This is a genomic window from Streptomyces synnematoformans (genome assembly GCF_039531005.1).
Classification (GTDB): domain Bacteria; phylum Actinomycetota; class Actinomycetes; order Streptomycetales; family Streptomycetaceae; genus Streptomyces; species Streptomyces synnematoformans.
The window spans coordinates 1-24,479 of record NZ_BAAAPF010000014.1 but is presented as its reverse complement, the minus strand read 5'-3'; the positions used below and the strand labels follow the sequence as shown (position 1 = coordinate 24,479).

The window sequence follows — 24,479 nt, the reverse complement described above, 5'->3', positions numbered from 1 at the left end:
AAGCATCCGCCGCCCCGGCCGCCTGACCCTTCTCGACGAAGCCGAAAAGGAGACAGCCATCATCACCCGCCACAACCCCGCCCCGCTCGCCGAACTGGCCACCCTCGCACAAGGCGGCTCCCTGCCCTCCCTCGCGCGACAGCTCTCCGGCCTGGGCGGCTGCACCAACCCCGTACGCCTGGCCGGCCACCGCACCGAACACCGCGTCGACACGACAACCGGCGAGATAGGCCCGGCACTCCGCCGCCTCGACTCCGCCGCACTGCCCGCCGGTGACCTCCTCGTCCGCTGCGGCAACCGCCGCACCACCCGGTGCCCCGCCTGCGCCGAGACCTACCGCCGCGACACCTTCCACCTGATCACCGCCGGACTCCGCGGCGGCAAAGGCACCCCCGAGGAGGTCACCTCACACCCCCGGGTCTTCGCCACCTTCACCGCGCCGAGCTTCGGCCCCGTCCACAACCGCCCCGGCACCCGTGCCTGCCGCTGCGGGCGCCACCACACACCCGACGACCCCACCCTCGGCACCCCACGGAACTCCGACCGCTACGACTACGAAACCGCCGTCCTCTGGAATGCCCACGCGGGCGCACTCTGGCGACGCTTCACCATCCATCTCCGTCGCGAGATCGCCCGCCGCGCCGGACTCACCCAACGCGTCTTCCCGCAGCACGCCCGCGTCTCCTTCGCCAAGGTCGCCGAGTACCAGAAGCGCGGCGCCGTCCACTTCCATGCCGTCGTACGCCTCGACGGCCCGGCCGGCGGCAACACCCGACCCCCGCACTGGGCAACGGCCGAGCTGCTGACCGACGCCATCCAGGCGGCGGCCTCCCGTGCTGTCGTCCCCGGCCCGGTCCTCGACGGCCGCACCCACACCTTCGCGTTCGGTCCCCAGCTCGACATCCGCACCATCCACGGCCAGGACCTCGACGGCGACCAGGCCCTCACCGACCGGGCGGTCGCCGCGTACATCGCGAAGTACGCCACCAAAGGCGCCGAGACAGCGACCGGCACGTTAGATCGCCCGTTGCGCTTCGTCGCCGAGCTGGGGCACCTCGACCTTCCCGCACACGCCGAACGCCTCATCCGCACCGCCTGGGCCCTCGGCGCCCGCAGAGACCTCGCCCATCTCCGCCTCCGCGCCTGGGCGCACATGCTCGGATTCCGCGGCCACTTCTCCACCAAGACCCGCCGCTACTCCACCACCCTCGGCGCCCTGCGCGCCGCCCGCGCCGAATGGCGCCGCCTGCAAGCCGCCATCGCCCGCGGCGACAACCCACAGCCTGTGGACGGCCCCGACGGCGAAACCACCCTCGTCCTCGCCCACTGGACCTTCACCGGCACTGGCCTCACTCCCGCCGAAGCCTGGCTATCCGCCTCCCTCGCCCCGGAAGGAGCCAACTCCCGATGAGAACCGCGACGATCAAACCCAAGTGGCACACCACGGCCGAAGTCGCCGCCATGCTCGGCTTCGGCCTGTCCAAGACGAAGATGCTCGTTCTCACGGGCGAGATCCGCTCCGTCAAGGTCGGCCGCAACCGCCGCATCCTCCCCGCCTGGGTCGACGAGTACGTGAACCGCTGCGCCGAGGAAGCCGAGAGGTGGACGGCATGAGCGGCAAGCGTGCCAACGGCGAAGGTTCCATCTACCCGTACAAGAACGGCTACGCGGCCTACGTCTGGGTCACCAAGCCGGACGGCAAACGGGCCCGGAAGTACGTGTATGGCAAGACCCGCGCCCTGGTCCACGAGAAGTGGCTCAAGGCTCACGCCGACGCCAAGAAAGGCCCTGTCGCCACCCGGCACCGCACCGTCGCGGCCTTCCTCGACTACTGGCTTGAGTCGATCGTGAAGCCCAACCTCGCCCCGCTGTCGTACGTCTCGTACGAGGGCTACGTGCGGCTCTACATCGCCCCGCACCTGGGCGGGAAACGGCTCGACAAGCTGACCGTCCGCGACGTGCGTGAGTGGCTGACCAAGCTGGCGACGATCTGCCAGTGCTGCGCCCAGGACAAGGACACAAGGCGTAAGCCCTCGCGCCGACGCTGCTGCGCGATCGGGGAGTGCTGCGAGTCATACCCGTCCCGCCGGGTGATCCAGGCATCACGCGATGCTCTGCGGGCTGCGCTGACGCACGCCGTCGCCGAGGAGGAGATCGGCAAGAACGTCGCGTCGCTCGTGAAGGTGCCCAAGCCGCGTCGCCGCCGGATCAAGCCGTGGTCCGTCGCCGAAGCCGGCCGTTTCCTCACCGATGCCGCCGCCCGCGATGACCACCTCTTCGCTGCCTGGGTCCTCGTCCTGTGCCTCGGCCTGCGCCGCGGTGAGGTGCTGGGCCTGACGTGGAAGTCCGTGGACCTCGACACCGGGGAGCTGTACGTGGATCACCAGATCCAGCGGGCCGGGCGCCGGATCCTGCACCGCGAGACCAAGACAGAGGACTCGGACGACTTCCTGCCTCTGCCCGCGCTGTGCGTCAAGGCCCTCCGCATGCGTCACGCCCAGCAGACCGGCGACCGGAAGGCGGCCGGGGAGCTGTGGCAGGACAGCCACGGGCTCATCTTCACGACCAAGTACGGCACCCCCATCGAGCCCGGGAACCTCACCCGCATGTTCGCCCTCCGCGCCCGCCGCGCCGGCCTCCGCGTCATCCCGCTGCGGAACACCCGGCACACGTGCAGCTCGCTCCTCGTCGCCCTCAAGGTCCACCCGAAGGTGGCGCAGCGGATCCTCCGGCACTCACAGATCGCGATGACGATGGAGGTCTACGCCGAGGCGAGCGACGAAGCGGTACGGGCCGCCATCGGGCAACTGTCGGACGCCATGGGCGGTACCGGCTGACGCTGTTGCTGTACTTCGCTGCTGTACAGGCATGAGAAAAGCCCCGCAGATGATGTCTGCGGGGCTTCTACCTGTGCGCGCTCGGCAGGATTCGAACCTGCAACCTTCTGATCCGTAGTCAGATGCTCTATCCGTTAAGCTACGAGCGCCCGCTTTCGGGCATTACGTGCCCGGCTGCGTTGCGGGAACCACCTTACATGACCCTCCGCGCCAGGTGAAATCCGATTCCCGCACCCCCTCCGACCTGCGCGTCGGCCCCCGCGGCGGGGTTTCCGGGGTGGGCATGCACAGAGCCCGCGCCGGGGGCGCGGGCTCTGTGGTGGGCTGGCGGAGGCGGAGGGATTTGAACCCTCGATGGGCGGTAAAACCCAAACCGCATTAGCAGTGCGGCGCCATAGACCAGACTAGGCGACGCCTCCCGCACACCTGCGGGTCAAGCAGGTGTGTGCAGATGATGGCACAGGCGCCGGGGCCGCTGCCAATCGCACCTACCGTACCGGTCACCGGGGCGCCGGGGCAAAGGCCTTGTTGGCGGGCGGAGCGGGCATAGCATCGGTGTGCGGGCCGGTTCGGTTCGCAGGCCGAGGGTCACGAGGCGACAGCACCGCTGGGAGGCGCACGATGGCGTCCGTCCGCCGCAAGGTCCGCGGTACCCGGGTGAGCATCTGGTTCACCGGGCGGGTGGAGGGGCGACGCTGGGGGGTCGGGGACGCTGCGGGGGAGGCGGACGGGCTCGATCTGGGGAAGATCGTCGCGGCCACCGTGCGGTTGCTCGACGCCGAGGGGCTGGGGCGGCTGTCGATGCGCCGGCTCGCCGCCGAGCTGGGGGTGACGGCGATGTCCGTGTACTGGTACGTCGACACCAAGGACGAGCTGCTGGAGCTGGCCCTGGACCGCGCGTACGCCGAGCTGGACCTCCCCGGCGACGACGGCGCCGACTGGGCCGCGCAGCTGCGGCAGCTCGCGCACGGGCACCGGCGCGTCCTGGCCGACCACCCCTGGGTCTCCCGCCTCGCTGGAGAGTATCTGAACGTCGGGCCGCGCGCCATGGCGTGCGTCGCCGCCGCGCAGCGGGCGATGCGGCGGGCGGGGTTGCCGGAGGAGTGTCTGACGGGCGGGCTGTCGCTGCTGTTCCCGTTCTCGTACGGGTTCGGGGGTGTCGGCGGGCGCTGGGCGGAGCTGTGCCGGGCGGCCGGGGTGCCGGAGGACGAGTGCTACCGGAGGTTCGTGGAGACGCTGCGGGAGCACCCCGAGTACGTGCGGCCGCCGGCCGCGGTCGCCCCGGTGCCGGCCGTGCCGCCGGTGCCGGCCGTGCCGGCCGTGCTGCCCGGGGGGCAGGAGCAGCGCGACCGCGACTTCAACTTCGCCCTGGAGTGCGTCCTCGCCGGCATGGCCGCCATGCGCGACCGGGTCGCGGAGCAGGTCCGGCCCACGATCAGTCCCGCGTGAGCGGCTACCCGCGGGCCTTCGCCGCCGGCTGCTCCCGGCGCGCCGAGCCGCCCGCGCCGCCGTCCGGCGGGCCGGCCTGCTGCAGGCCGCTCCGCGTCCGCAGCGCCACCTCCTTGATGCCCGCCACCGTCACGAACGCCAGCAGCGCCGCCGGTGCCGCGTACAGGAAGATGTCCGCGAGCCCGTGCCCGTACGCGCTCTCCACCACCGTCCGCACCGGCGCCGGCAGCTCCGCGAGGTCGGGGATGGCCGAGCCGCCGCCCGCCTCGGCGGCGGCGCGCGCCGGCGGGATGCCGCGGTCGGTGAAGCCGTCGCGCAGGTAGCCGGAGACGCGGCTGCTGAGGATCGCGCCGAGGGCGGAGACGCCGACCGCGCCGCCGAGGGAGCGGAAGAACGCGACCGCCGAGCTGGCGGCGCCGAGGTCGGCGGGGTCGACCTGGTTCTGGGTGCAGAGCACGAGGTTCTGCATCATCATCCCGATGCCCGTGCCCAGCGCGGCCATGAAGAGGGCGATGTGCCAGTACGGGGTGTCGTAGCGCATGGTGCCGAGCAGGCCGAGCCCCGCGGTGAGCAGCAGCCCGCCGGTGACCAGCCAGACCTTCCAGCGTCCGGTACGGGTGATGATGCGCCCGGAGATCGTGGAGGCCAGGAAGATGCCCATGATCATGGGGATGGTCAGCAGGCCCGACCTCGTCGGGGACTCGCCGCGCGCGAGCTGGAAGTACTGGCTGAGGAAGACCGTCGCGCCGAACATCGCGACGCCGACGAAGAGGGAGGCGAGCGAGGCGAGGGTGACGGTGCGGTTGCGGAAGAGCCGCAGCGGAAGCACCGGCTCCGGCACCCAGGTCTCGACCCACACGAACGCGGCCCCGAGCGCGAGCGCGCCGCCGGTCATCGCGAACGTCTGCCAGGACAGCCAGGCGTACGACTCCCCCGCCAGCGTCACCCAGATCAGCAGCAGCGAGACGGACGCGCTCATCAGCAGCGCGCCGCGCCAGTCGAGCGAGACCTGGCGGCGCACCACGGGCAGCCGCAGGGTCTTCTGGAGTACGACGAGCGCGAGGACCGCGAACGGTACGCCGACGTAGAAGCACCAGCGCCAGCCCAGCCAGCTGGTGTCGGTGATGACGCCGCCGAGGACGGGGCCGCCGACGGTGGCGACGGCGAAGGTGGCGCCGAGGTAGCCGCTGTACCGGCCGCGTTCGCGCGGCGAGATCATCGCGGCGAGGATGATCTGCGCGAGCGCGCTGAGGCCGCCGACGCCGATGCCCTGGACGACGCGGCAGGCGATGAGCATGCCGGTGCTCTGGCTGAGGCCGGCGACGACCGAGCCGGCGACGTAGATGACGAGGGCGATCTGGACCAGCAGCTTCTTGCTGGCGAGGTCGGCGAGCTTGCCCCACAGGGGGGTGGAGGCGGTCATCGCCAGCAGGGCGGCGGTGACGACCCAGCTGTACGCGCTCTGCGTGCCGTCGAGGTCCGCGATGATGCGGGGCAGCGCGTTGGTGACGATGGTCGAGGAGAGGATGGCCACGAACATGCCGAGCAGCAGCCCGGAGATGGCCTCCAGTATCTGCCGGTGGGTCATGCCGGGAGAGTCGACTTTAGTTTGTTGCACTAAGCAACTGTATGACGCATGGTTGCCGAAGGCAATCGAAGTCGGCCCGAGCACGGCGCCGGCGCCGGGACGGGTGCGGGTGCGGGCGCGGGTGTGCGGAAGCCGGGCTTCCCCCTGCTGACAGGCGTCCGGGGCGTTCGCTAGTGTCCTGCTCCATGGCTCACAATCCGCAAGGTCAACAGCCCGACCCCAACAACGACCCGGCCGGGAGCACGCAGATGTTCCGCGCCTTCGTGGACGAGGGCGGCGGCCCGCAGACGCGGGGGCCGCAGCAGCCGGCGGCGTCGGCGGCGACTCCGGGGCCGCGTATCGGGTTGATCGTCGGGATCGTCGTCGCGGTGGCGGTGCTCGCGGGGGTGGTGTGGCTCGCGGTCGGCTGAGCCGGCCGACACGCTGCTGATCTGAGCGACACCGCTGATCTGAGCGACACCGCTGATCTGAGCGACACCGCTGATCTGGGCGACACCGCTGATCTGGGCGACACCGCTATCCCGCCGACCCGTGGGTGCCGCGTACGGCGCCGTGCACGGCGTCAGGCGTAGGCGGTTCACGACGTCGGGCGTACGAGGGTCGCGACGTCCGGCATACGAGGCTCGCGACGTCGGGCGTACGCGAGCGCGACATGGCCGTACGAGCCGGGGCCGGCCCCGCGCCGGCCCCGTCGTCAGTCCGCGATCAGCCCTGCCCGCAGCTGCGCCAGCGTGCGCGTGAGCAGCCGGGACACGTGCATCTGCGAGATGCCCACCTCGTCGCCGATCTGCGACTGCGTCATGTTCCCGAAGAACCGCAGCATGATGATCCGCCGCTCCCGGGCCGGGAGCTGGGCCAGCAGCGGCTTCAGCGACTCGCGGTACTCCACGCCCTCCAGCGCCGTGTCCTCGTACCCGAGGCGGTCCGCGAGCGAGCCCTCGCCGCCGTCCTCCTCCGGGGCGGGGGAGTCGAGGGAGCTGGCCGTGTACGCGTTGCCGACGGCGAGGCCGTCGACCACGTCCTCGTCGGACACCCCGAGGTACTGGGCCAGCTCCGGCACGGTCGGGGAGCGGTCCAGCCGCTGCGCGAGGTCGTCGCTGGCCTTGGTGAGCGCCAGGCGCAGCTCCTGGAGCCGGCGCGGGACGCGCACGGACCAGCTGGTGTCGCGGAAGTAGCGCTTGATCTCGCCGATGACCGTGGGCATGGCGAAGGTCGGGAACTCGGTGCCGCGCCGGCAGTCGAACCGGTCGATCGCCTTGATCAGGCCGATCGTGCCGACCTGGACGATGTCCTCCATGGGCTCGTTGCGGCTGCGGAAGCGGGCCGCGGCGTAGCGCACGAGGGGGAGGTTCAGCTCGATCAGGGTGTCGCGCACGTACGTCCGCTCGGGGCTGTCCCCGGGGGGCAGCTCGGCGAGGCGGAGGAAGAGGGCGCGGGAGAGGGTACGGGTGTCGAGGCTGCCGGAGGGGCCCGCGTCGGCGCCCGCCGCGTCGGGGTCGGCGGCATCGGCCGCGTCGTGGCCGGGCACGTGGGGCTCGGCCGCGTCGGGGTCCGGGACGTCGTCGTCGCCGGCCCCGGCGGGGGCGGGCAGCAGCGCGCCGCCGAGGGCCGGCGACGGCAGGGTCGGCAGTGCCGGCGGCGGCTGCGGCGTCAGCGGCGTCGGGGGCGCGTCGTACTCGCCGGCGGCCGGGTCGGGGGACGGGTCCAGGGTGCGGTCCAGGCCGTCCCGGGCCGTGGCCGGGGCGTCGGGGAAAGCCGCTTGTGCGCCGAGCGGCGCGACTTCGGTGAGCATCTGCGAGCTGCCCAGTTCTGCGGACATGCCACCCCCTTGAGGTCGCGGACGGTTCCTGGCCGCCCCTCCCATTGAACCGGACGGAGCCGCGGCTCCCGCCGGCCGCCGAGAGAAGCAGCCTCCGACTGAATACCGGGTGCCGAGGCACGCCAAACACGGTTCCAGCAGAATGTCACAAGTCGGCAACGCGCTGTAGCGCCAAGTCGACATATACGCGCAGATACGGAGCCTGCCTGTCAGCGACGACCTCGAAGAGTCCTACCCGATCCGGTTAGGAGTCGATCCGGTTTGCGGATCGCAGTCGCGCGAAGCTGCGGGACAGCAGCCGCGAAACGTGCATCTGGGACAGGCCCAGCTCCGCGCTGATCTGCGACTGCGTCATGTTGCGGTAGTAGCGCAGCATGAGGATGCGCTGCTCGCGCTCCGGCAGCTGGACGAGGAGGTGGCGTACGAGGTCGCGGTGCTCGACGCCGGCCAGCTCCGGGTCCTCGTACCCCAGCCGGTCCAGCAGGCCCGGCATGCCGTCGCCCTCCTGGGCGGCTTCGAGGGAGGAGGCGTAGTACGAGCGGCCCGCCTCGCGGCAGGCCCGCACCTCGTCCTCGCCGATCTTGAGGTGCGCGGCGATCTCGGCGGTGGTGGGCGCGCGGCCGTGCCGTACGGTCAGGTCCTCGGTGGCGCCGCTGACCTGCGCCCACAGCTCGTGCAGCCGGCGGGGGACGTGGACGGTGCGCACGTTGTCCCTGAAGTAACGTTTGATCTCGCCGACCACGGTGGGCATGGCGAAGGTCGGGAACTGCACGCCGCGGCCCGGGTCGAAGCGGTCGATGGCGTGGATGAGGCCGATCGTGCCGACCTGGAGGACGTCCTCCATGGGCTCGTTGCGGCTGCGGAAGCGGGCGGCGGCGTAGCGGACGAGGGGCAGGTTCGCCTCGATGAGCGCGGTCCGGACGCGGCTGTGCTCGGGGGTGCCGCGTTCGAGGGCGGTGAGCTGCTCGAAGAGGGCGCGGGTCAGGGCGCGCGAGTCGGGTTTGCGCGCCTCGTCGGACTCGTCGGGCTCCGGGGTGGGGAGCCCGGGAGCGGGCCTGCCGGGGGCGGGCGGGGCGGCACGCGCGGACGACGGATGCACCACACCACCACCCCTTCACGACCGCGTGACGTACGGCGCCCGGCGCCGCGGCGTGCACCGCCGGCGGGCCCGGCAAATCTGTCAAAGCGGTCATAGCATCACAAGAGATGTGCACCCTGTGCAAGCACCGTAATCTGCCGTGTTGGCGGCCAGTTGGCCGCCGCCGGAAGCCGCTGGCGGAGGCCGTTCGGCCAGGCGGGAGCGCTGATCGCGTACGGGCGTACGGGGCCGATCGCGTGGCCGGCCGTCACCCGGCCGGTGAACCGCCGCGGCACGGCCCGCGCGGCCGCGCGGCCGCCCGCGTCACCCCGACGGCGCTCGCGGTGACGGCGCCGTGACCGTGCCGTCTACGCGCCCGTCGCTGCCCGTCGCTGCGCCCCGTCACTCCGACGACGAGGCGTCGTCGAGCAGGTCCGACATGACGTCGCCGATGGCCCTCGCCAGCTCCGATATCCACTCGAAGACGATCTGCACGACATCGGCTGCCTGCGCGGGGGAGCTGATGATGGAGTAGATCGCGAAGAGTCCGAGGAGCGCCAGCGCTATCTTCTTGTAGTCCACGTGCGTCCATGCCTCCCCTGTGCGGCACACGCCCGTTTACCGCTCTCTCCCCAGGCGTACTCGACACGAGTCTATCCGTGCTGGGACTCGTACCCATGTTTTATGGACTAAAGGCCCGGTCACCGAGGGCTTTTGCAGACCGGGCAGCCCGCCGCGGCGGCGCACGATGGAGGTGAGCCCGCCGGGCCTGGCAGGACCCCGGCGGGCTCGGGGCGGGCTCACTGCGCGTCCGCCGCGGCTACTCCCCCCTCGCCGCGGTGTGTCGTACGGCCCGCTCTCCGCGGGGGGAGGCGGCCGGTTCCCCCCGGGGCCGCCTCCCCCTCCGCCGCAACTGCCTCCGCCGCCCCCTCCCGGCGGGCCGGGCGGGTGTCGTACGTGCAGGGCATCATGGATCACGCAGGACACCGGAGCGCGGGGGAGAGGCGGGCGTGGAGACGCAGCAGCGGCTGGCGGAGCAGTTCGAAGAGGAACGTCCACAACTGAGTGCGGTGGCCTACCGCATGCTCGGCTCCCTGAGCGAAGCCGAGGACGCGGTGCAGGAGAGCTGGTTCCGCCTCAGCCGCGCCGACGTCTCTGAGGTGCGCAACCTCGCCGCCTGGCTCACCACCGTCGTCTCCCGCGTCTGCCTCGACATGCTCCGCACCCGCCAGTCCCGCCGCGAGGAGCCGCTCGACGTCCACCTCCCGGACCCGGTCGTCACCGCCGGGGACGGCATGGACCCGGAGGCGGCGGCGCTCGCCGGGGACTCCGTCGGCTGGGCGCTCCTCGTCGTGCTCGACACCCTGGCGCCCGCGGAGCGGCTCGCCTTCGTGCTCCACGACATGTTCGCCGTGCCGTTCGACGACATCGCCCCCATCGTCGAACGCACCCCGGCCGCCACCCGGAAGCTCGCCAGCCGCGCCCGCGGCCGCGTCGCGGGCCGCTCGACGACCGTGGCCCCCGACCTGGGCCGCCAGCGCGACGCGGTCGAGGCGTTCTACGCCGCCGCCGGCAACGGCGACTTCGACGCCCTGCTCGCCGTCCTCGACCCGGACGTCGTCCTCCGGGCCGACACGGGCGCGGCGCTCGCGGGCGCGGCGAAGCTGCGCCGCGGCGCGAAGGAGGTCGCGGCCGGCGCGATGCTGTACCGCCGCCCGGGCGCGGTCAACCGCCCGGCGGTGGTGGCCGGCGCAGCAGGAGCGGTGACGTACGTCGACGGGAAGCCCGTCTCGGTGACGGCGTTCACCGTCACGGAGGGGCGGATCACGCACATCGACATCCTGTCGGACCCGGTACGGCTGGCCGCGCTGCCGCTGCCGCCGCTGCCGTGACCCCGCGGCCCGAGCGGCCACGGCGCCCGACTCCCCGCCGCGGGCCGGACCTTGCCCCGCCCGCCGACGCGGCCCGCCGGTGCCGTCAACCGGCCGAGGTAGACGACCGGATCGCGCACGTCGCGGTTGCGCTCGCGGACGCGCACTTCGATGTGCTTGCGGCGGACAGATAGAGCTGGCCTGATAGAAGGTTCAAGGACGTTGTCCGTGACACCCGGACCGGGACAGCCCCACGGCCGTCGGCGCCTTCAGAGGGGACTGTCAGCCGCGCGTGGCTGTTGCGTCGTCCCAAGGATTCACGAGCATGACGCCGGTGCCCTCGAAGTCCTTGACGTTTCTGGTCGCCAGCGTCGCCGTGCGTTTGGCGCAGATCGCCGCGATCTGTGCGTCAGCGGCGGCGATCTGCCGGCCGAGCCTCTCTCGGGCCAGCACGATGTCCGCGTACCGGGTGGCCGCAGCTGCGTCAAACACCTCGATGCGTCCGCCGAGATCCTCGAACAACATCGCATCGATGCCTTCGGCAAGCTCCGACTTGCGCTTGCCGTCCGGCAGTCGGCGTACGCCGTACCACAGCTCGGCAGCGGTCACCGCAGTCGTCACGACCTCGTCGGGTACAAGGCTGTCGAGCCAGTCGATGACACGCTGCTCAGGTACCGGCTTTACCAGTTCCGACAGGACATTGGTGTCAAGGATGATCATTCGAAGACCGCCGAGCGCGGCGCATCCTGCCGAGCGGGCGGCTCCAGCTCCGCTCCGCCGAGCCCGGTGAATCGCTCGCGGATGCGGGATCCCAGCGGGCGGGGGGGACTGTCGGACGCGAGCTGCTCGCTGAGAATCGCGCGCACCTCAGCTTCCATCGACCGGCCGTGCCGCGCGGCCTGCACGCGCAGTCGCGCATGGACCGTGTCGTCCAGTCCCCGGATTGTCAGAGTCGCCACAGTGCCTCCCGCATCGTGCTTTCAATGCTAGCACTGCTGTCGTAGTACTCGCCCCCGAAGTCCGCCGGAGGCTTCGGCTCACCGGCGAACTGAGACCCCGGCAGCGCGAAGGGCGGACCCGGTCGGGTCCGCCCTTTCGTCTCTCTGCGGTAGCGGTGGGATTTGAACCCACGGTGGAGTTGCCCCCACACTCGCTTTCGAGGCGAGCTCCTTCGGCCGCTCGGACACGCTACCGCCACGCAGCTTAGCCCACCTCCCGCCGTGATCAGAAATCGTTACGGCCGCGGCCGCGTACCCCCGCGGAAGAAGTCGGTGAGGAGCGCGGTGGACTCCGGGGCGAGGACGTTCGGGATGACCTCGGGGCGGTGGTTCAGCCGGCGGTCGCGCAGGACGTCCCAGAGGGAGCCCGCCGCGCCGGTCTTCGGGTCGCGGGCGGCGTAGACGACGCGGTCGACGCGGGCGAGGACCGCCGCGCCCGCGCACATCGTGCACGGCTCCAGCGTCACGACCAGGGTGCAGCCCGTCAGCCGCCAGCCGCCGAGCGCCGCCGCCGCGGCGCGGAGTGCCAGGATCTCGGCGTGGGCCGTGGGGTCGCCCGCCGCCTCGCGCTCGTTCCCGGCGCGGGCCAGGACGGGCCCCCGCGGCGGCGCCTCGATCAGGGCCTCGTACGACGTGCCGGCGCCCGCGGACGCGTCCGCGTTCGGCGGGCCCACCACCACGGCGCCCACGGGCACGTCACCCGCCGCCAGCGCGCGCTCCGCCTCCGCCAGGGCCAGCCGCATCGGCGGCGCCCACAGCTCCTCGTACGGGCCGGGCTCCCCTCCTCCGTCGTACTCCGTCAGCGGACCGTCTCCAGGACGTCGGCCGCGCCGAGCATCTCGGCGATCTCGTTGACCGCGTCGCTGTGCAGCGCCAGCAGCTGCTTCTCCGAGACCCCGAGGTCCTCCAGCAACTCCGTGTCGCCCACCGGTCCCGCGGGGGTGCCGGGCGCGGCGTCGTCCGCGGCGTCGTCGGCGGCGTCGGGGTCCGGGCCGGCGCCGGCGGCCGGCTCGCCGTCCTCGGTGCCGTCCAGATCCGTCAGGCTGTCCAGCGCGCTGTCGTCCTCCGGCTCCCGGCCGAGCAGCTCGGGGGTGAGCAGGATCTCTCCGTACGCGCTGCGTCCGGCCGCGGCGGCGTTCGAGACGAAGACGCGCGGGTCGTCCTCACCGTCTATGCGGACGACGCCGTACCAGAGGTCCTCCTGTTCGAGCAGCACCAGTACGGTGTCGTCGGCTTCGGCCGTCGCCTCACGGGCGAATTCGGCCAGGTCGTCCAGCGTCTCCACGTCGTCGAGCTCTGTATCGCTCGCTTCCCACCCGTCTTCGGTGCGCGCGAGCAGTGCGGCGAAGTACACCGTGACTCTCCCACTGGTCCTAGGCGTGCCGGGCCGGGCGGTCGAGCCGTGCCTGCGCTCTCCCCCCGACCTGGGGCGGGGACCCGCCCTCACCGGAATCGTGACAGAAACCCGCGCGGTCTGCGGCGTCTTCCGCAGTGCGTCGTCAATTGGGCCGCCGCGGGGCCCGCGTTCCACCGGCCGCCGGCCCCCTACCAGCGGAAGGTCCGCATCCGGTGGACACGCCGCCGCCGCGCCGCCCGGGCGCGCCGCGGCTGGACGCGTGCCAGCAACTCTTCGGCTTCGTGCAGGTCGCGAAGGAAGGCGGCGCGGCGCCGGCGGCGGTCGTCCGGGGTCTCCGGCAGGGGCTCGCCACTGCGCAGGTCACGATCCGGCATCACACACCTCCGGCGGCGTCGCGGGCCGGGCGGACATATCCACCTTGCACCCGGTTGGCGGTTGTCTGCGAACTGCGGCCCGCCTCTCCACCCGTACCCCCCGGTCCCCTCGCGTATCCGCGCCCGGCCGGGACTCGGATAGATTCGGGAGCATGCGGATTCACGTGGTCGACCACCCCCTCGTGGCACACAAGCTCACCACGCTGCGCGACGAGCGCACGGACTCCCCCACCTTCCGTCGGCTGGCCGACGAGCTGGTGACGCTCCTCGCCTACGAGGCGACCCGCGACGTCCGCACCGAACAGGTCGACGTCCGCACCCCGGTCGCCCAGACCACCGGGGTCCGCCTGGCCCGCCCCAAGCCGCTGATCGTGCCGATCCTCCGCGCGGGGCTCGGCATGCTCGACGGGATGATGCGGGTGCTGCCGACCGCGGAGGCCGGCTTCCTCGGCCTCATCCGCGACGAGGAGACGCTGCAGCCCAGCACGTACGCGAACCGGCTGCCGGAGGACCTGTCCGGGCGGCAGGTGTACGTCCTGGACCCGATGCTGGCCACCGGCGGCACGCTGGTCGCGGCGATCCGCGAGCTGATCCGGCGGGGCGCGGACGACGTCACGGCGATCTGCCTGCTGGCGGCGCCGGAGGGCACGGAGGCCGTGGAGCACGACCTGGCGGGCGCGCCGGTGACGGTGGTCACGGCGGCGATGGACGAGCGGCTGAACGACGCGGGGTACATCGTGCCGGGCCTGGGCGACGCCGGGGACCGGATGTACGGGACCGCCTAGCGCTTAGCGCCGGGCGGCGGGCGCCGGGTGCCCGGCGGCGCTGGTGCCCGGCGGCGCTGGTGCCGGGCCGGGCGAGGCCGGGGCAGGTGTGCGCCCGGCCGGGATGAGCAGCGGATCGGGCAGGTCGGCTCCGGCCGGTCGCGCACGGCTACCGGGGCGGTTCGTGGGTACGGGCCGGGCGCCGCCCCTCGCCGTTCCCACGCCGCTCCGCCGCGGGCGCCCCGCTCAGCGGCAGGTGCTCGGCTTCGGCGACGGCTCCGCCAGCGCCTTCAGCGCCGCCTTCGCCTCCGCCGGTTTCGCCAGCCCGCGGAAGCCGTCCCCGATGATCAGGTCGACCACCGCGCCCTTGCGCTCCACCGCCTTCGCCTCCGCCTCCGCCAGCTGCGTGCCCAGCACCTTCAGCTCGCCGTCCACCGTCCCGGGGGCGCCGAGCAGCACGCCGGGGCCGCTCACCTTCTTGTCGTACTCCGCGGGGGCGTTGGCCACCTTGCCGATCGTGAAGCCGCGCTTCTCCAGCTCGTCGGCGGTCTTCTGTGCGAGGCCGGTCCTGGTGGTGGCGTTCAGCACGTTGACCTCGACGCGCGCGGGCGCGGGCAGCTCGGCCGGCCTGCCGGCCTTCCCCCGCTTCCCCGCCTCACCCGCCTTCCCCGCCTTGCCCGCCTTGCCCGTCTTCTCCGGGGCCTCCGGCGTTCTGCCCTCGCCGGACTTCGCGCCCGCGTTCCCGGCGCGGCAGTCCTCCGACTTGCCGGCCTGCACCGACTTCTCCTCGTCGCCGCCCGCGAAGACGTCGACGAGCTGCAGCGTGCCCACGCCGACGACCGCGACCGCGAGCACGGCACCGATCACAGCCAGTACCTTCCGGCGTCGGCGGTTCCGCCGCATACGCGGGTACTTGGTGCCCTTGATACGGTACGGCCCGCCCATCTCGGGGGGCGTGAGCATGCTCATGGCGGCAGCGTAGTCGCCGGAGGGGGCCGTGCCTACTAAATGATCTACGGGACGGACGCGGGTCCCCTCGAAAGGGGCAACGGACTGGTCAGTCCAGCTCAAGGACGCGCGCGTGCAGCACCTGGCGCTGCTGCAGCGCCGCCCGCACCGCGCGGTGCAGTCCGTCCTCCAGATACAGGTCGCCCCGCCACTTCACGACGTGGGCGAAGAGGTCTCCGTAGAAGGTCGAGTCCTCGGCGAGCAGGGTCTCCAGGTCCAGTTGCTGCTTCGTCGTCACCAACTGGTCGAGGCGTACCGGGCGTGGCGCGACGTCAGCCCACTGGCGGGTGGACTCCCGGCCGTGGTGGGGGTACGGCCTCCCGTTTCCGATGCGCTTGAAGATCACACGGAAAGCCTACCGGGGATGCGCCTCCGGGCGCAGCAGTGGTGCACAGGAGCGGCAAGTCAGCGGCAAGCGCGGAGCAAGGCCGGGGCAAGGCGGGGGGTGAGGGAGGACGGCCCCCGCGGGGGGGCGGGAAGCGAAACGGAGCCCGGGCCGCCGCCCGGCCCGGGCCCCTCGTGCACGCGGTACGTACCACCGCGTACGTGCTACGCCTTCACGCGCTCACCGCTCCGCGTGGTGGTCGTGCGCACCGCCGCCGCTGCCCTCGTCGCCCTCGGTCGGCACGAACGACACCGGCTCGCGCAGCGAGCTGACGTCGTGCGCGTACGTCCCGACCGCGTTCGCGATGACGTCGATGTTCGCGTCGAACGCCGGCATGCTGATGTTGTCCAGGTCGTCGCACGCCGCGTGGTAGCACGGGTCGTACGCCACGCCCGCCGTGCCGCCGAACTTCACGGCCTGCGCCTCCGTCTTCGTCCCCTCCGCGCCCGTGAAGGTGCCGCCGGACGGGATGCCGACCTCGATGAACGGGCCGTAGTCGGAGCGGCCGGTGAAGTCCGTGCCCTCGTGCGGCAGGCCCCTGCGGTCCATGAAGTCGGTGATCTGCCGCTCCAGCTGCGCCGAGCCCTCCGGGCCCGGGCCCTCGCCGACGCCGTCGGAGTCGTCGCCGTCGTAGACGAAGAGCCCGTAGTTCGGCGAGGCGACCATGTCGAAGTTCAGGTACAGCTCGATGTCCCGCAGCTGGCGCGGGGTCAGCCGGCTCACGTAGTCGCTGGAGCCGACGAGGCTCAGCTCCTCCGCCGACCAGAACGCGAACCGCACCCGGTTGCGCGGCTTCTTCTCCGCCTTCGCCAGCTCCTTCGCGACCTCCAGCAGCGCCGCCGAGCCGGAGGCGTTGTCGTTGATGCCGGGGCCCTCGGGGACCGAGTCGAGGTGTGCGCCGAGCATGACGGTACGGTCCTCGGCGCCGCGCCGGGTCTCGGCGATGACGTTCCGCGTCGTCCGCGGCTCGACGAGCATCTGGACGTCGACGTGGACGGTGACCTCGCCCTGCGCCAGCAGCGTCAGCAGGGCCTCGCCCTCGGCCCGGGAGATGCCGCCGGTGGGCACCCTGACGGCCTCGGGGTCGCCGAGGGTGCCGGCGAGCGCGCCCTCGGCGTTGTTGAAGATCACGGTGGCGACGGCGCCCGCGTCGGCGGCGTTGGCCTGCTTGACGACGAAGTTGCAGCCGCCGCGCTGCACGAGCGCGACCTTGCCGGTGTAGTCGCCGTCCGCGAAGTCGCCGGGCTCGCAGCCGGAGGTGCCGTCGGCGTCGACGGGCGCGGCGGCCAGCGGTGCGTCGAGGCCGCCCTCGGGGGTCGACTTCGAGAAGGTCATCGCGTGGATCTCGATGTCCCGCGCCTCCGGCGAGACCACCGAGAACTCGTCCTTCAGCGTCTCGGAGTAGGTGAAGTCGAAGTAGTCGTACGAGACGTCGTAGCCGGCCCGCTTCAGCTGGCGGTGGACGTACGCGGCGGACGCCTCGTAGCCCGGCGAGCCGGCGGCGCGGTGGCCGCCGTTGCGGTCCGCGAGCCGCTGGAACGCCTTGAGGTGCTTGTACGCGTCCCCGGCGCTGGACTTGCGTACCAGCTCACGGGCGAGCTTCGCGCCGTCCTTCGCCGGCGACGCGGCGCCCGCGGGCGCGGCGCCGGCGAGGAGCAGCGGGGCGGAGAGGGCGGCCGCGCCCAGCGCAGCGGTGAGTCTTCGAGAGAACACAGGAGTCCTTCCGACGTCATAGGTGGGCGAACCTGTCCGGCGTGTGGGGTCTCCTGTCCGCAAGGCGGACGGGGGTGCGAGCAACCTAGCGACTCGAACGGCGTTGCGGAATGGGCCGGAGGGCAACCGGTCCCGGTTCAGGCCGACTTCTTCGCCTGCCCCGCGTTCCCCGTCTTCCCCGTCTTCGCGGCCTTCGCGGCCTGCTTCGCCTCCTGCTTGTACGCCCGCACCTCGGCCAGTGAGTCCGGCCCGGTGATGTCCGCGACCGACCGCCGGCTGCCCTCCTCGCCGTACGCGCCCGCCGCCTCGCGCCAGCCGTCGGGCGCGACGCCGTACTGCTTGCCCAGCAGCGCGACGAAGATCTGCGCCTTCTGCTTCCCGTACCCGGGCAGCGCCTGCAGCCGGCGCAGCAACTCCGCGCCGCTGTCCACGCCGCGCCAGAGGGCGGCGGCGTCGCCGTCGTACTCGTGCACGAGGTACGCGCACAGCTGCTGGATCCGCTTGGCCATCGAGCCGGGGTAGCGGTGCACGGCCGGCTTCTCCGAGAGCAGCGCGGCGAACGCCTCGGGGTCCTGGGCGGCGATGGCGTGGGCGTCGAGGTCGTCTCCGCCCATGCGGCGGGCGATCGTGTACGGGCCGGAGAACGCCCACTCCATGGGTACCTGCTGGTCGAGGAGCATGCCGACGAGGGCGGCCAGCGGGCTGCGGCCCAGCAGCGCGTCGGCCTCCGGCTGCTGCGCGAGACGGACGGTGACGTTCATAGGAGCATCATGACAGCCGGCTGCTCCGCGCCGGCCCGGCAACACGCGGGCCGGGGTGGGTGCCGCGGCGTACCGGGTAGGGCGGGAGGGAAGGTCGGCGGGGAGGCCGGGACGGCCGCGGGGGCCGGGGGAGGGCCGGTCAGGCGCCGGCGGGGAGGTGCTTCGCGCGGTGGCGGATGCGGATCGCGGTGCCGATCTCGATGACGCCGATCGCCAGCAGCCAGGCGCCGCCGAGGTAGGTGAGGAGCGCGATCGACTCCAGCGGCGAGACGATCAGCACGATGCCGGCCAGCGCCGAGATCACGCCGAGGCCGATCTGCCAGCCGCGGGCCGGCATGTTCTCGTCGGAGCCGGCGGCCACCGCCTGGGTGATGCCGCGGAAGAGCCAGCCGATGCCGATCGCGGGGAAGGGGTGAGGGCTGCTGCGGGCTCGTGCGGGTGGGTTCGGCTGGCGCGGATGGGTTCGGCTCGCGCGGGTGGCTAGGCTCCCGGCTCCGTTCCAACGGCCTCGGTCCGTTCCAACGGCCTCGGACCGCTCGGACGCTCTCTGTCCCGCTTGGCTGCGCTGTGCCGCCGCCCTCAGTCCTTCCCCAGTTCCTCCGCGATCACCGGTACGTGGCTGTGCTCCACGTCCTTCGCGCTGGTCACCAGCGTCAGCGGTCCCTCGTCCCGCAGCTCGCGCAGGTGCGCCAGCGCCTCCGTACGCTCGCCGTCGGACAGCTCCGCGCGGTAGCGCTCGACGAAGTCGGGGAAGCGGGAGCGGTCCTCGTGCAGCCAGCGGCGCAGCTCGTCCGAGGGGGCGACGGCCTTCAGCCACTCGTCGACGTGGGCCCGGTCCTTGGCGACGCCCCGTGGCCAGAGCCGGTCGACGAGGACGCGCGTACCGTCGTCGGGGGCGGGGGTGTCGTAGACACGCCGTATCCGGGGGGGTGCGTGCTTCGTAGCCATACGTCCACGGTAGCCGTGCGGCGGGCCCCCCGCGCCCGCCGCACGGCACCGCTCACTCCTCGTCGGCCCCGTGTCCTTCCGCCGCCACCGCCCGGAGCAGCCCGCCCGCCGACGGCGCGTTCCCGCCCGCCGGTGAGCCGGCCGTCAGCCGGGGGAGCAGCTGCGCCGTGAGGAGGGTCGAGAGCGCGGAGACGTCGCCGCCCCCGCCGCCGTCCGTGCGGATGACCGTCGGCTGCGGCGCGCTGCCCGCGAGGACCGCGCCCACCTCCAGTCGCCGCCGGGCCAGCTCGTACTGCAGCACCGCGCGGTTGTCGCGGTACGCCTGCGCCAGCCGGCGCTGCGCCTTCGCCTCGTTCTCGGCGGCGATCAGGCCGCTGCGGCCGCGGGTCTCGATCTCGAAGCGGACCTTCTGCGCCTCGGTCTCCTGCTGCTCCAACAGCCGGGCGACCTCTTCGCGGGCCCGGTTCAGCGCGGCCTTGACCTCGACGAACCGCGCGTCGCGCGCCTTCTTCGCCCGCTCGATGTCCATCTGCAGGTTGTCGATGCGGCGCTTGCGGGTCAGGCCCCACTCCTGCTCGTACGCGGTGCGCTCCTTCGCCACCCGCTCGCGGGTGGCGAGGTGCTGCTGGTACTGCGCGGGCAGCTGGACGTCGGGGATGTTGGAGCCGGTGACGCGCACGCCGTAGCGGGCGAGCTGGTGGTTGAGCAGCTCCTGCATGTCGGCGACGTCCGAGCCGCGCAGGTCGTACGCCCGCTCCGTGCGCACCCGGCGGGCGCGCTGGCGGATCGCGTCCTGGACGGCGCTGGAGAGCACCAGGTCGAAGTTGCCGGCGCCGATGGTGCGCACGAAGAGCACCGCGTCGGTGATGCGGAACTTCAGGAAGAACTCGATCGAGCGCAGCGGCACGTTCTCCTGCGTCGGGCAGGCCATCACCGGTGCCGAGTACGGGATCTCGGTGGCGGTGTCGACCACGAAGTCCACCCGCGACCAGGGGTGCCAGACGAAGTGCCGGCCCGGGCCGAGCGTGCGGGCGATGGCGCCGTAGCGGGTGAGGACGCCGTTCGTCCCCTGCTCGATCTTCACGATCGAGGACCGCCACCACCACAGCACCCCGGCGACGAGGAGGAGGACGCCGACGACGTACGAGGCGGCCGCCAGCGCGTCGTACGCGCTGTCGCTCCAGCCGTCGTCGCCGCCGCTCTGCACTCCGGCCATCACGCCCGTGGTCAGCGCCAGCAGCGACAGCCACAGCGGCACCATCCACCACAGCCGGCGGCGGTGGCGCGGGATGATGACGGGGATCAGGGTGCCGGCCTCGCCGCCGCGCAGCAGCTGGGGGATGTCGCCCCAGGCCGCGACGGCTTCGGAGATGACCGACCTGCGCTTCATGGCCGCCGTGCTCATGCGCCCGCCTCCTCGTGCCCGTAGTTCGTGGGCCCGTAGCTCTGCGGCCCGTGGTGCTCGGGCCCGTAGCCCTCGGCCGGGCCGTAGCCCTCCGCCGGCCCGAAGCCTTCGGCCGGCCCGTAGCCCTGGGGCGCGTGGCCCTGGGCCTCATGGCCGCCGTGGGCCTCGTACCCCTGGGCCTCGTACCCCTGGCCTTCGTGCCCCTGGGGCTCGTAGCCCGCGGGCTCGAAACCCTCGTGTCCGAATCCCTCGTTCGCGACCCCGCCGGCGACGGGCTGCGACGCCCGCTGCTCCGGCGCCGGCTGTTCCGGCGCCGCCGCCTCCCGCGGCTCCTCCGCCGCGCCGCCCGCCGGGGCCGGCACCGGCTCCGGCCGCTCGGCCTCGCGCAGCGCCCGGATCTCCGGCTCGCGCTCCGCGATCCGCGCCGCGACCTCGGTCAGCCGCTCCCGTACGGCCGCCATCTCGGCCTCCGAGAACAGGTCCGCGCCGTGCTCGCCGATCAGCTCGCGGGCGAGCGCCAGGAAGTCGACGCCGGCGCCGCCGCCCGCGCCGCCCTCTGCGGGGCCGCCGATGCGCAGCAGCTGCGGCAGGTGGTCGGCGACCTCCTCCAGGGTGTCGAGGACCTGCTGCTGGTAGCGGTACTCCAGGATCTCCGGCGCCTCGGCCGTCGTCACCGCGCGGATGTCGAGCGCCTGCGCCTCCAGCAGCGCGGCGTTCGCCCGCGCCTCCGACTCGGCCTGGACGTACCGCTGGCGCGCCAGCGCCTCGGCCCGGTTCGTCTCGCGCTCGACGGCGGTGTCCATCTGGGCCTGGTACTGGGCGATGTCCGCCTGGATCGCGGACAGCTCCTCCTCGCGGGTCGCCAGCTCCTTGCTCAGGTCGCCCTCGTCCTGCTCCTTGCGGAGCTGGAGCGAGTACTCGTGGGTGTACGCCTCCTTGGCCATCCGCACCATCTCCGGCGCCGCGAGGTCCATGCGGTATGCCTGGTCGGAGGGCTCGGCGCTGGTGATGTTGGCGTTGGTCAGCTCGACCGCGGGCCGGAACTGGTGGTTCAGCGCGTCGAGCAGCCGGGTGGTGTCCTCGCCGACCATGTCGTAGATGCCGGCGGCCTCCTGCTCGTAGATGAGGCTGCGGATCGTCTCGCTGACGGCGTTGTTCAGCTTCTCCTCGAAGCCGCGCACCGCGCCGAGGGTGTAGACGAACTCCACCGGGTCGCTGATCCGGAACTGGATGAACAGGTCGATGGACGCCTTCACCCCGCCCTTCGTCGGGGCCTCGCGCACGGGCGCGTTGAAGGGGTACTCGCGGGTGGTGTTGAGGATGTACGAGACCCGCTTCCACGGGTTCAGCAGGATCACCCGGCCGGGGCCGACGACCTGCTCCAGCTTGCCGAACTTGGTGATCAGGGCATGACAGCCGTCGGGCACCATCACCATGCCCTGCCGCCACCACACGAAGCAGACCGCGAAGACCGCCAGCACCCAGTAGTGGGCGCCGAACATCGGGTTCGTCACCACGTCGTCGCCGGCGGCGGCCACCGCGATCGTGCCGACCGCGCCGATGACGAGCAGCAGCGACACCGGCAGCATGCTGAGGAACGAGCGGCCGCGCGGCAGCACCATCGGGCTGATGGCGTGCACCTGCTCCAGCCCCTCGCGCTTCAGCTCGCTGCGGTTCAGCGCCTCCCCGGCCTCGTCCAGCGGCACGGACTGCTGCGTCATGACGGTGTCGAGGCTGCCGCCCTGGTCGCGGGCGGCGGGGAAGTCGGCCGGGTCCATGCCGTCCTCACGCGGCGCCTGCCACCCCCGGCCCGCTTCCCCGCCCCCGCGGCCCTGCTCACCTTCGGTGAGCACCCCCCGGCGCTGCATCTCGTCCTCTGCCAGCCGCCGCGGGTCGGTACCCTGCATGACGGCCTGCGCAGCGCCCCTGATGGTCTGCGCGCGCGAACGTGCCATGTCCCCCTCCTTCGGTCGTGCGATCACTCTGCGCTAGGAAAACTCTTTCGCACGGCCGTGCACAGGCACAGAGGCGGATCGTGACAACACGGGTACAGGGTCATTGCACGATCCCGGCAGCGAGGCCGGTCCCCGGAGGACGTTTCGCACGCCGAAATGCGGTGGGGACCGGGGGTGTGATCGGCGTAGGGTCGCGCCTGTGTCTGCTACCAGGATGCACGCCGACGAGGCGGAGATAGACGACGGTCTCGTACGGCGGCTGATCGCCGCCCAGTTCCCGCGGTGGGCCGGGCTGCCCGTCCGGCGGGTCGCCTCCGGCGGCACCGTCCACGCCGTCTTCCGGCTGGGGGACGAGCTGGCCGTGCGGATGCCGCTGACCGCCGGCGGCGCCGGCGACATCGCGCTGGAGTACGGGCACCTTCCCCGGCTCGCCGCCGGGCTCCCCGTGCCCGTACCGGAGCCCCTCGCCAAGGGCGCGCCCGGCGACGGCTATCCGTACCCCTGGACGGTGTGCCGCTGGGTGCCCGGTACGGTCCCGCCGCCCGACGCCGGCATCGCCGCCCCCGGGCCGCTCGCCGGCGAACTCGCCGCCTTCGTCGACGCCATGCGCGCCGTCGACGCGGCCGGCGCCCCGCCCTCGTACCGCAGCGAGACCCTGGCCGACCGCGACGCCGGCACCCGCGCCGCCCTCGCCCGGCTCCTGCCCGAGGACGGCGTGGACGTACCCGCCGTGACCGCCGCCTGGGAGGCCGCCCTCCGCGCGCCCGCGCACACCGGGCCGCCGGTGTGGCTCCACGGCGACCTCTCCCCCGGGAACGTCGTGCTCACCGACGCCGGGCACCTCGGCGGCGTCCTCGACTTCGGCTGCATGGGCGGCGGCGAACCCGCCGTCGACCTCATCGCCGCCTGGAACCTCTTCACCGGACCGGCCCGCGACGCCTTCCGCGCCGCGCTGGCGGACGGCGGCGGTACCGACGACGAGGAGGCCGCGTGGGCGCGCGGGCGCGGCTGGGCGCTGTCGATCTCGCTGATCCAGCTCCCGTACTACCGGCACACCAACCCGGTCATGGTCGCCAGCTCGAAATTCGTCATCGACCAGGTGCTGGCAGACGGGTAGGGTGGCGCCCATGACCTGGCGACATTGACCCCGCGCGGAACGGCGGCTGACCGCCTGCCTGTACGCGTACGCGTTCCTGGACGACTTCGTCCTGCTCTACCCGGTGTACGCGCTGCTCTTCGCCGACCACGGGCTGTCGCTGTGGCAGGTCTCGTCGCTGTTCGTCATCTGGTCGCTCTCCTCCGTCCTGCTCGAAGTCCCCTCCGGCGCCTGGGCCGACGCCTTCTCCCGCCGGCTGCTGCTGTGCGCGGGGCCGCTGCTGGCCGGCGCCGGGTTCGCGCTGTGGGTGCTGGCCCCGTCGTACTGGGCGTTCGCGGCGGGGTTCGTGCTGTGGGGCGCGAAGGGCGCGTTCACGTCGGGGGCGCTGGAGGCGCTGGTCTACGAGGAGTTGGGCCGGGCAGGTGCGGCGGACCGGTACGCGCGCACGCTGGGGCGGGCCCGGGCGGCGGGCACGGTGGGCGTGATGGCGTCGATGGCGGCGGCGGCGCCGGTGTTCGCGGCGGGCGGGTACGCGGCGGTGGGGGCGGCGAGCGTGGCGGCGTGCCTGCTGGGCGCGGCGGTGGCGACGCGGTTTCCCGAGCACGGGGCGGCTGCCGCCGATCCCGGCTCCGACCCCGGCCCCGACTCCCTCGGCTGGGCCGGCACCCTCCGCGCCGGCCTCGCCGAACTGCGCGCCGACCCCACCGTCCGCGGCGCCGTACTCCTCGTCCCCGCCGTCTCCGCCGTCTGGGGCTCCCTCGACGAGTACACCCCCTACCTCGTCCGCGACGCCGGCGTCGCCGACCCCGCCGTCCCGCTGTACCTGCTGCTCGTCTGGGCCGGCGCCGCCGCCGGGGGGCTGCTCGCCGGCCGGGTCGAGGAGCGGGGCCGGGCCGGCCGGACGCCGGCGGGGGTGCTCGCCGCGGTGCTCGCCGGGTTCGCGGTCGCGCTGGCCGCGGGCGGGCTGTCGGGGACGGCGGCGGGGATCGCGCTGGTGGGCGTTGCCTTCGGCGGGGTCCAGGTGGCGACCGTGCTCGCGGGGGGCCGGCTGCAGGAGGGGGTCACCGGCCCCG

24 protein-coding genes, 3 tRNA genes and 2 pseudogenes are annotated in these 24,479 nt (G+C 73.0%); 9 read left to right on the top strand and 20 right to left on the bottom strand.

The features are described 5' to 3' along the window. Positions 1–61 precede the first annotated feature (61 nt). From ABD317_RS05095 to ABD317_RS05085, 3 genes are read left to right on the top strand one after another with little or no spacing between them, the layout of a single operon-like run. The gene (locus tag ABD317_RS05095) at positions 62–1,411 is read left to right on the top strand and encodes a replication initiator (RefSeq protein WP_344288290.1); all 1,350 of its coding nucleotides are present in this window, start codon (positions 62–64) and stop codon (positions 1,409–1,411) included. Beyond that, positions 1,408–1,614 carry an excisionase family DNA-binding protein gene (locus ABD317_RS05090; protein ID WP_018841172.1) on the top strand — a complete coding sequence of 69 codons (207 nt, stop codon included), beginning with the start codon at positions 1,408–1,410 and terminating at the stop codon, positions 1,612–1,614. The genes ABD317_RS05095 and ABD317_RS05090 overlap by 4 nt, the downstream gene beginning before the upstream one ends. Then, complete coding sequence (locus ABD317_RS05085; protein ID WP_486388999.1) at positions 1,611–2,837, top strand: site-specific integrase; 1,227 nt, start codon at positions 1,611–1,613, stop codon at positions 2,835–2,837. Before ABD317_RS05090 ends, ABD317_RS05085 begins: the two co-directional genes overlap by 4 nt. Positions 2,838–2,913: 76 nt before the next feature. Here ABD317_RS05085 and ABD317_RS05080 read toward each other — a convergent pair. Next, a tRNA-Arg gene (locus tag ABD317_RS05080) sits at positions 2,914–2,986 on the bottom strand. Positions 2,987–3,162: 176 nt separating this feature from the next. Next, positions 3,163–3,256 (bottom strand) — tRNA-Ser (locus tag ABD317_RS05075). A 202-nt stretch (positions 3,257–3,458) separates the two neighbouring features. On the opposite strand from ABD317_RS05075, the gene ABD317_RS05070 reads away from it, so the two are divergent. Next, a complete protein-coding gene (locus ABD317_RS05070; protein WP_344288233.1) occupies positions 3,459–4,286 on the top strand; it encodes a TetR/AcrR family transcriptional regulator in 828 nt (275 codons plus the stop codon). A gap of 19 nt (positions 4,287–4,305) precedes the next feature. Here ABD317_RS05070 and ABD317_RS05065 read toward each other — a convergent pair. Next, positions 4,306–5,874: pseudogene (locus tag ABD317_RS05065) on the bottom strand (MDR family MFS transporter); the annotation flags it as partial. A gap of 185 nt (positions 5,875–6,059) precedes the next feature. Between ABD317_RS05065 and ABD317_RS05060 the strand changes: the two are divergent. Beyond that, a complete protein-coding gene (locus ABD317_RS05060) occupies positions 6,060–6,284 on the top strand; it encodes a hypothetical protein (RefSeq protein WP_027752793.1) in 225 nt (74 codons plus the stop codon). A 284-nt stretch (positions 6,285–6,568) separates the two neighbouring features. Here the strand turns inward: ABD317_RS05060 and ABD317_RS05055 are convergent, their stop codons facing one another. The 3 genes from ABD317_RS05055 to ABD317_RS05045 all read right to left on the bottom strand — a co-directional run bounded on the left by ABD317_RS05055 (position 6,569) and on the right by ABD317_RS05045 (position 9,353). Continuing rightward, the gene (locus ABD317_RS05055) at positions 6,569–7,693 is read right to left on the bottom strand and encodes an RNA polymerase sigma factor SigF (protein ID WP_344288229.1); all 1,125 of its coding nucleotides are present in this window, start codon (positions 7,691–7,693) and stop codon (positions 6,569–6,571) included. 244 nt (positions 7,694–7,937) lie between these two features. Next, positions 7,938–8,792, bottom strand: a complete 855-nt coding sequence (locus ABD317_RS05050) for an RNA polymerase sigma factor SigF (protein WP_425582274.1) — start codon at positions 8,790–8,792, stop codon at positions 7,938–7,940. Positions 8,793–9,173: 381 nt separating this feature from the next. Then, positions 9,174–9,353 carry a hypothetical protein gene (locus ABD317_RS05045; protein WP_344288227.1) on the bottom strand — a complete coding sequence of 60 codons (180 nt, stop codon included), beginning with the start codon at positions 9,351–9,353 and terminating at the stop codon, positions 9,174–9,176. A gap of 428 nt (positions 9,354–9,781) precedes the next feature. Here ABD317_RS05045 and ABD317_RS05040 point away from each other — a divergent pair, with 428 nt between their 5' ends. Next, positions 9,782–10,663: a sigma factor gene (locus tag ABD317_RS05040; RefSeq protein WP_344288225.1), complete on the top strand. Its 882-nt coding sequence runs from the start codon at positions 9,782–9,784 to the stop codon at positions 10,661–10,663. Positions 10,664–10,924: 261 nt separating this feature from the next. Here the strand turns inward: ABD317_RS05040 and ABD317_RS05035 are convergent, their stop codons facing one another. The 6 genes from ABD317_RS05035 to ABD317_RS05010 all read right to left on the bottom strand — a co-directional run bounded on the left by ABD317_RS05035 (position 10,925) and on the right by ABD317_RS05010 (position 13,371). Then, positions 10,925–11,362, bottom strand: a complete 438-nt coding sequence (locus ABD317_RS05035; protein WP_344288223.1) for a type II toxin-antitoxin system VapC family toxin — start codon at positions 11,360–11,362, stop codon at positions 10,925–10,927. Continuing rightward, positions 11,359–11,601 (bottom strand): FitA-like ribbon-helix-helix domain-containing protein, encoded by a 243-nt coding sequence (locus ABD317_RS05030; protein ID WP_344288221.1) that lies wholly within the window; start codon positions 11,599–11,601, stop codon positions 11,359–11,361. The genes ABD317_RS05035 and ABD317_RS05030 overlap by 4 nt, the downstream gene beginning before the upstream one ends. Before the next feature lie 147 nt (positions 11,602–11,748). Continuing rightward, a tRNA-Ser gene (locus tag ABD317_RS05025) sits at positions 11,749–11,835 on the bottom strand. Between the two features lie 41 nt (positions 11,836–11,876). Beyond that, positions 11,877–12,383: a nucleoside deaminase gene (locus ABD317_RS05020; protein WP_344288219.1), complete on the bottom strand. Its 507-nt coding sequence runs from the start codon at positions 12,381–12,383 to the stop codon at positions 11,877–11,879. Between the two features lie 56 nt (positions 12,384–12,439). Beyond that, entirely contained in the window at positions 12,440–12,994 is a 555-nt protein-coding gene (locus ABD317_RS05015) for a tRNA adenosine deaminase-associated protein (RefSeq protein ID WP_344288217.1), read from the bottom strand. Positions 12,995–13,185: 191 nt separating this feature from the next. Next, positions 13,186–13,371 (bottom strand): hypothetical protein, encoded by a 186-nt coding sequence (locus ABD317_RS05010; RefSeq protein ID WP_027752784.1) that lies wholly within the window; start codon positions 13,369–13,371, stop codon positions 13,186–13,188. 152 nt (positions 13,372–13,523) lie between these two features. On the opposite strand from ABD317_RS05010, the gene upp reads away from it, so the two are divergent. Beyond that, entirely contained in the window at positions 13,524–14,156 is a 633-nt protein-coding gene (gene upp / locus ABD317_RS05005; protein ID WP_344288215.1) for a uracil phosphoribosyltransferase, read from the top strand. A gap of 225 nt (positions 14,157–14,381) precedes the next feature. Here the strand turns inward: upp and ABD317_RS05000 are convergent, their stop codons facing one another. The 8 genes and pseudogenes from ABD317_RS05000 to ABD317_RS04965 all read right to left on the bottom strand — a co-directional run bounded on the left by ABD317_RS05000 (position 14,382) and on the right by ABD317_RS04965 (position 22,310). After that, positions 14,382–15,104: a LytR C-terminal domain-containing protein gene (locus ABD317_RS05000; RefSeq protein ID WP_425582273.1), complete on the bottom strand. Its 723-nt coding sequence runs from the start codon at positions 15,102–15,104 to the stop codon at positions 14,382–14,384. 88 nt (positions 15,105–15,192) lie between these two features. Beyond that, the gene (locus ABD317_RS04995; RefSeq protein ID WP_018836497.1) at positions 15,193–15,489 is read right to left on the bottom strand and encodes a type II toxin-antitoxin system VapB family antitoxin; all 297 of its coding nucleotides are present in this window, start codon (positions 15,487–15,489) and stop codon (positions 15,193–15,195) included. Positions 15,490–15,708: 219 nt separating this feature from the next. Continuing rightward, entirely contained in the window at positions 15,709–17,241 is a 1,533-nt protein-coding gene (locus tag ABD317_RS04990; RefSeq protein WP_344288204.1) for a M28 family metallopeptidase, read from the bottom strand. Positions 17,242–17,378: 137 nt separating this feature from the next. Beyond that, positions 17,379–18,002: an HhH-GPD-type base excision DNA repair protein gene (locus tag ABD317_RS04985; protein ID WP_344288202.1), complete on the bottom strand. Its 624-nt coding sequence runs from the start codon at positions 18,000–18,002 to the stop codon at positions 17,379–17,381. 139 nt (positions 18,003–18,141) lie between these two features. Beyond that, positions 18,142–18,402: pseudogene (locus tag ABD317_RS04980) on the bottom strand (DUF308 domain-containing protein); the annotation flags it as partial. 179 nt (positions 18,403–18,581) lie between these two features. Further along, positions 18,582–18,950, bottom strand: coding sequence for a DUF488 domain-containing protein (locus ABD317_RS04975; protein ID WP_344288200.1), 369 nt, complete (start codon positions 18,948–18,950; stop codon positions 18,582–18,584). A 52-nt stretch (positions 18,951–19,002) separates the two neighbouring features. Beyond that, positions 19,003–20,355 carry an SPFH domain-containing protein gene (locus ABD317_RS04970; protein WP_344288198.1) on the bottom strand — a complete coding sequence of 451 codons (1,353 nt, stop codon included), beginning with the start codon at positions 20,353–20,355 and terminating at the stop codon, positions 19,003–19,005. Continuing rightward, the gene (locus ABD317_RS04965; protein ID WP_344288196.1) at positions 20,352–22,310 is read right to left on the bottom strand and encodes an SPFH domain-containing protein; all 1,959 of its coding nucleotides are present in this window, start codon (positions 22,308–22,310) and stop codon (positions 20,352–20,354) included. The genes ABD317_RS04970 and ABD317_RS04965 overlap by 4 nt, the downstream gene beginning before the upstream one ends. A gap of 214 nt (positions 22,311–22,524) precedes the next feature. Between ABD317_RS04965 and ABD317_RS04960 the strand changes: the two genes are divergently transcribed. Together ABD317_RS04960 and ABD317_RS04955 are read left to right on the top strand one after the other, a co-directional pair. Further along, a complete protein-coding gene (locus tag ABD317_RS04960) occupies positions 22,525–23,427 on the top strand; it encodes an aminoglycoside phosphotransferase family protein (protein WP_344288286.1) in 903 nt (300 codons plus the stop codon). A 103-nt stretch (positions 23,428–23,530) separates the two neighbouring features. Then, positions 23,531–24,479: MFS transporter (locus ABD317_RS04955; RefSeq protein WP_344288194.1), on the top strand; the 949-nt coding region annotated here is incomplete at its 3' end.

Bases quoted from the DNA above. Each gene is read 5' to 3' on its own strand.
- ABD317_RS05090 (WP_018841172.1), top strand. From the start codon at position 1,408: ATGAGAACCGCGACGATCAAACCCAAGTGGCACACCACGGCCGAAGTC.
- ABD317_RS05085 (WP_486388999.1), top strand. From the start codon at position 1,611: ATGAGCGGCAAGCGTGCCAACGGCGAAGGTTCCATCTACCCGTACAAG.
- ABD317_RS05070 (WP_344288233.1), top strand. From the start codon at position 3,459: ATGGCGTCCGTCCGCCGCAAGGTCCGCGGTACCCGGGTGAGCATCTGG.
- ABD317_RS05060 (WP_027752793.1), top strand. From the start codon at position 6,060: ATGGCTCACAATCCGCAAGGTCAACAGCCCGACCCCAACAACGACCCG.
- ABD317_RS05055 (WP_344288229.1), bottom strand. From the start codon at position 7,693: ATGTCCGCAGAACTGGGCAGCTCGCAGATGCTCACCGAAGTCGCGCCG.
- ABD317_RS05035 (WP_344288223.1), bottom strand. From the start codon at position 11,362: ATGATCATCCTTGACACCAATGTCCTGTCGGAACTGGTAAAGCCGGTA.
- ABD317_RS05020 (WP_344288219.1), bottom strand. From the start codon at position 12,383: ATGCGGCTGGCCCTGGCGGAGGCGGAGCGCGCGCTGGCGGCGGGTGAC.
- ABD317_RS05010 (WP_027752784.1), bottom strand. From the start codon at position 13,371: ATGCCGGATCGTGACCTGCGCAGTGGCGAGCCCCTGCCGGAGACCCCG.
- upp (WP_344288215.1), top strand. From the start codon at position 13,524: ATGCGGATTCACGTGGTCGACCACCCCCTCGTGGCACACAAGCTCACC.
- ABD317_RS05000 (WP_425582273.1), bottom strand. From the start codon at position 15,104: ATGAGCATGCTCACGCCCCCCGAGATGGGCGGGCCGTACCGTATCAAG.
- ABD317_RS04985 (WP_344288202.1), bottom strand. From the start codon at position 18,002: ATGAACGTCACCGTCCGTCTCGCGCAGCAGCCGGAGGCCGACGCGCTG.
- ABD317_RS04975 (WP_344288200.1), bottom strand. From the start codon at position 18,950: ATGGCTACGAAGCACGCACCCCCCCGGATACGGCGTGTCTACGACACC.
- ABD317_RS04970 (WP_344288198.1), bottom strand. From the start codon at position 20,355: ATGAGCACGGCGGCCATGAAGCGCAGGTCGGTCATCTCCGAAGCCGTC.
- ABD317_RS04965 (WP_344288196.1), bottom strand. From the start codon at position 22,310: ATGGCACGTTCGCGCGCGCAGACCATCAGGGGCGCTGCGCAGGCCGTC.
- ABD317_RS04960 (WP_344288286.1), top strand. From the start codon at position 22,525: ATGCACGCCGACGAGGCGGAGATAGACGACGGTCTCGTACGGCGGCTG.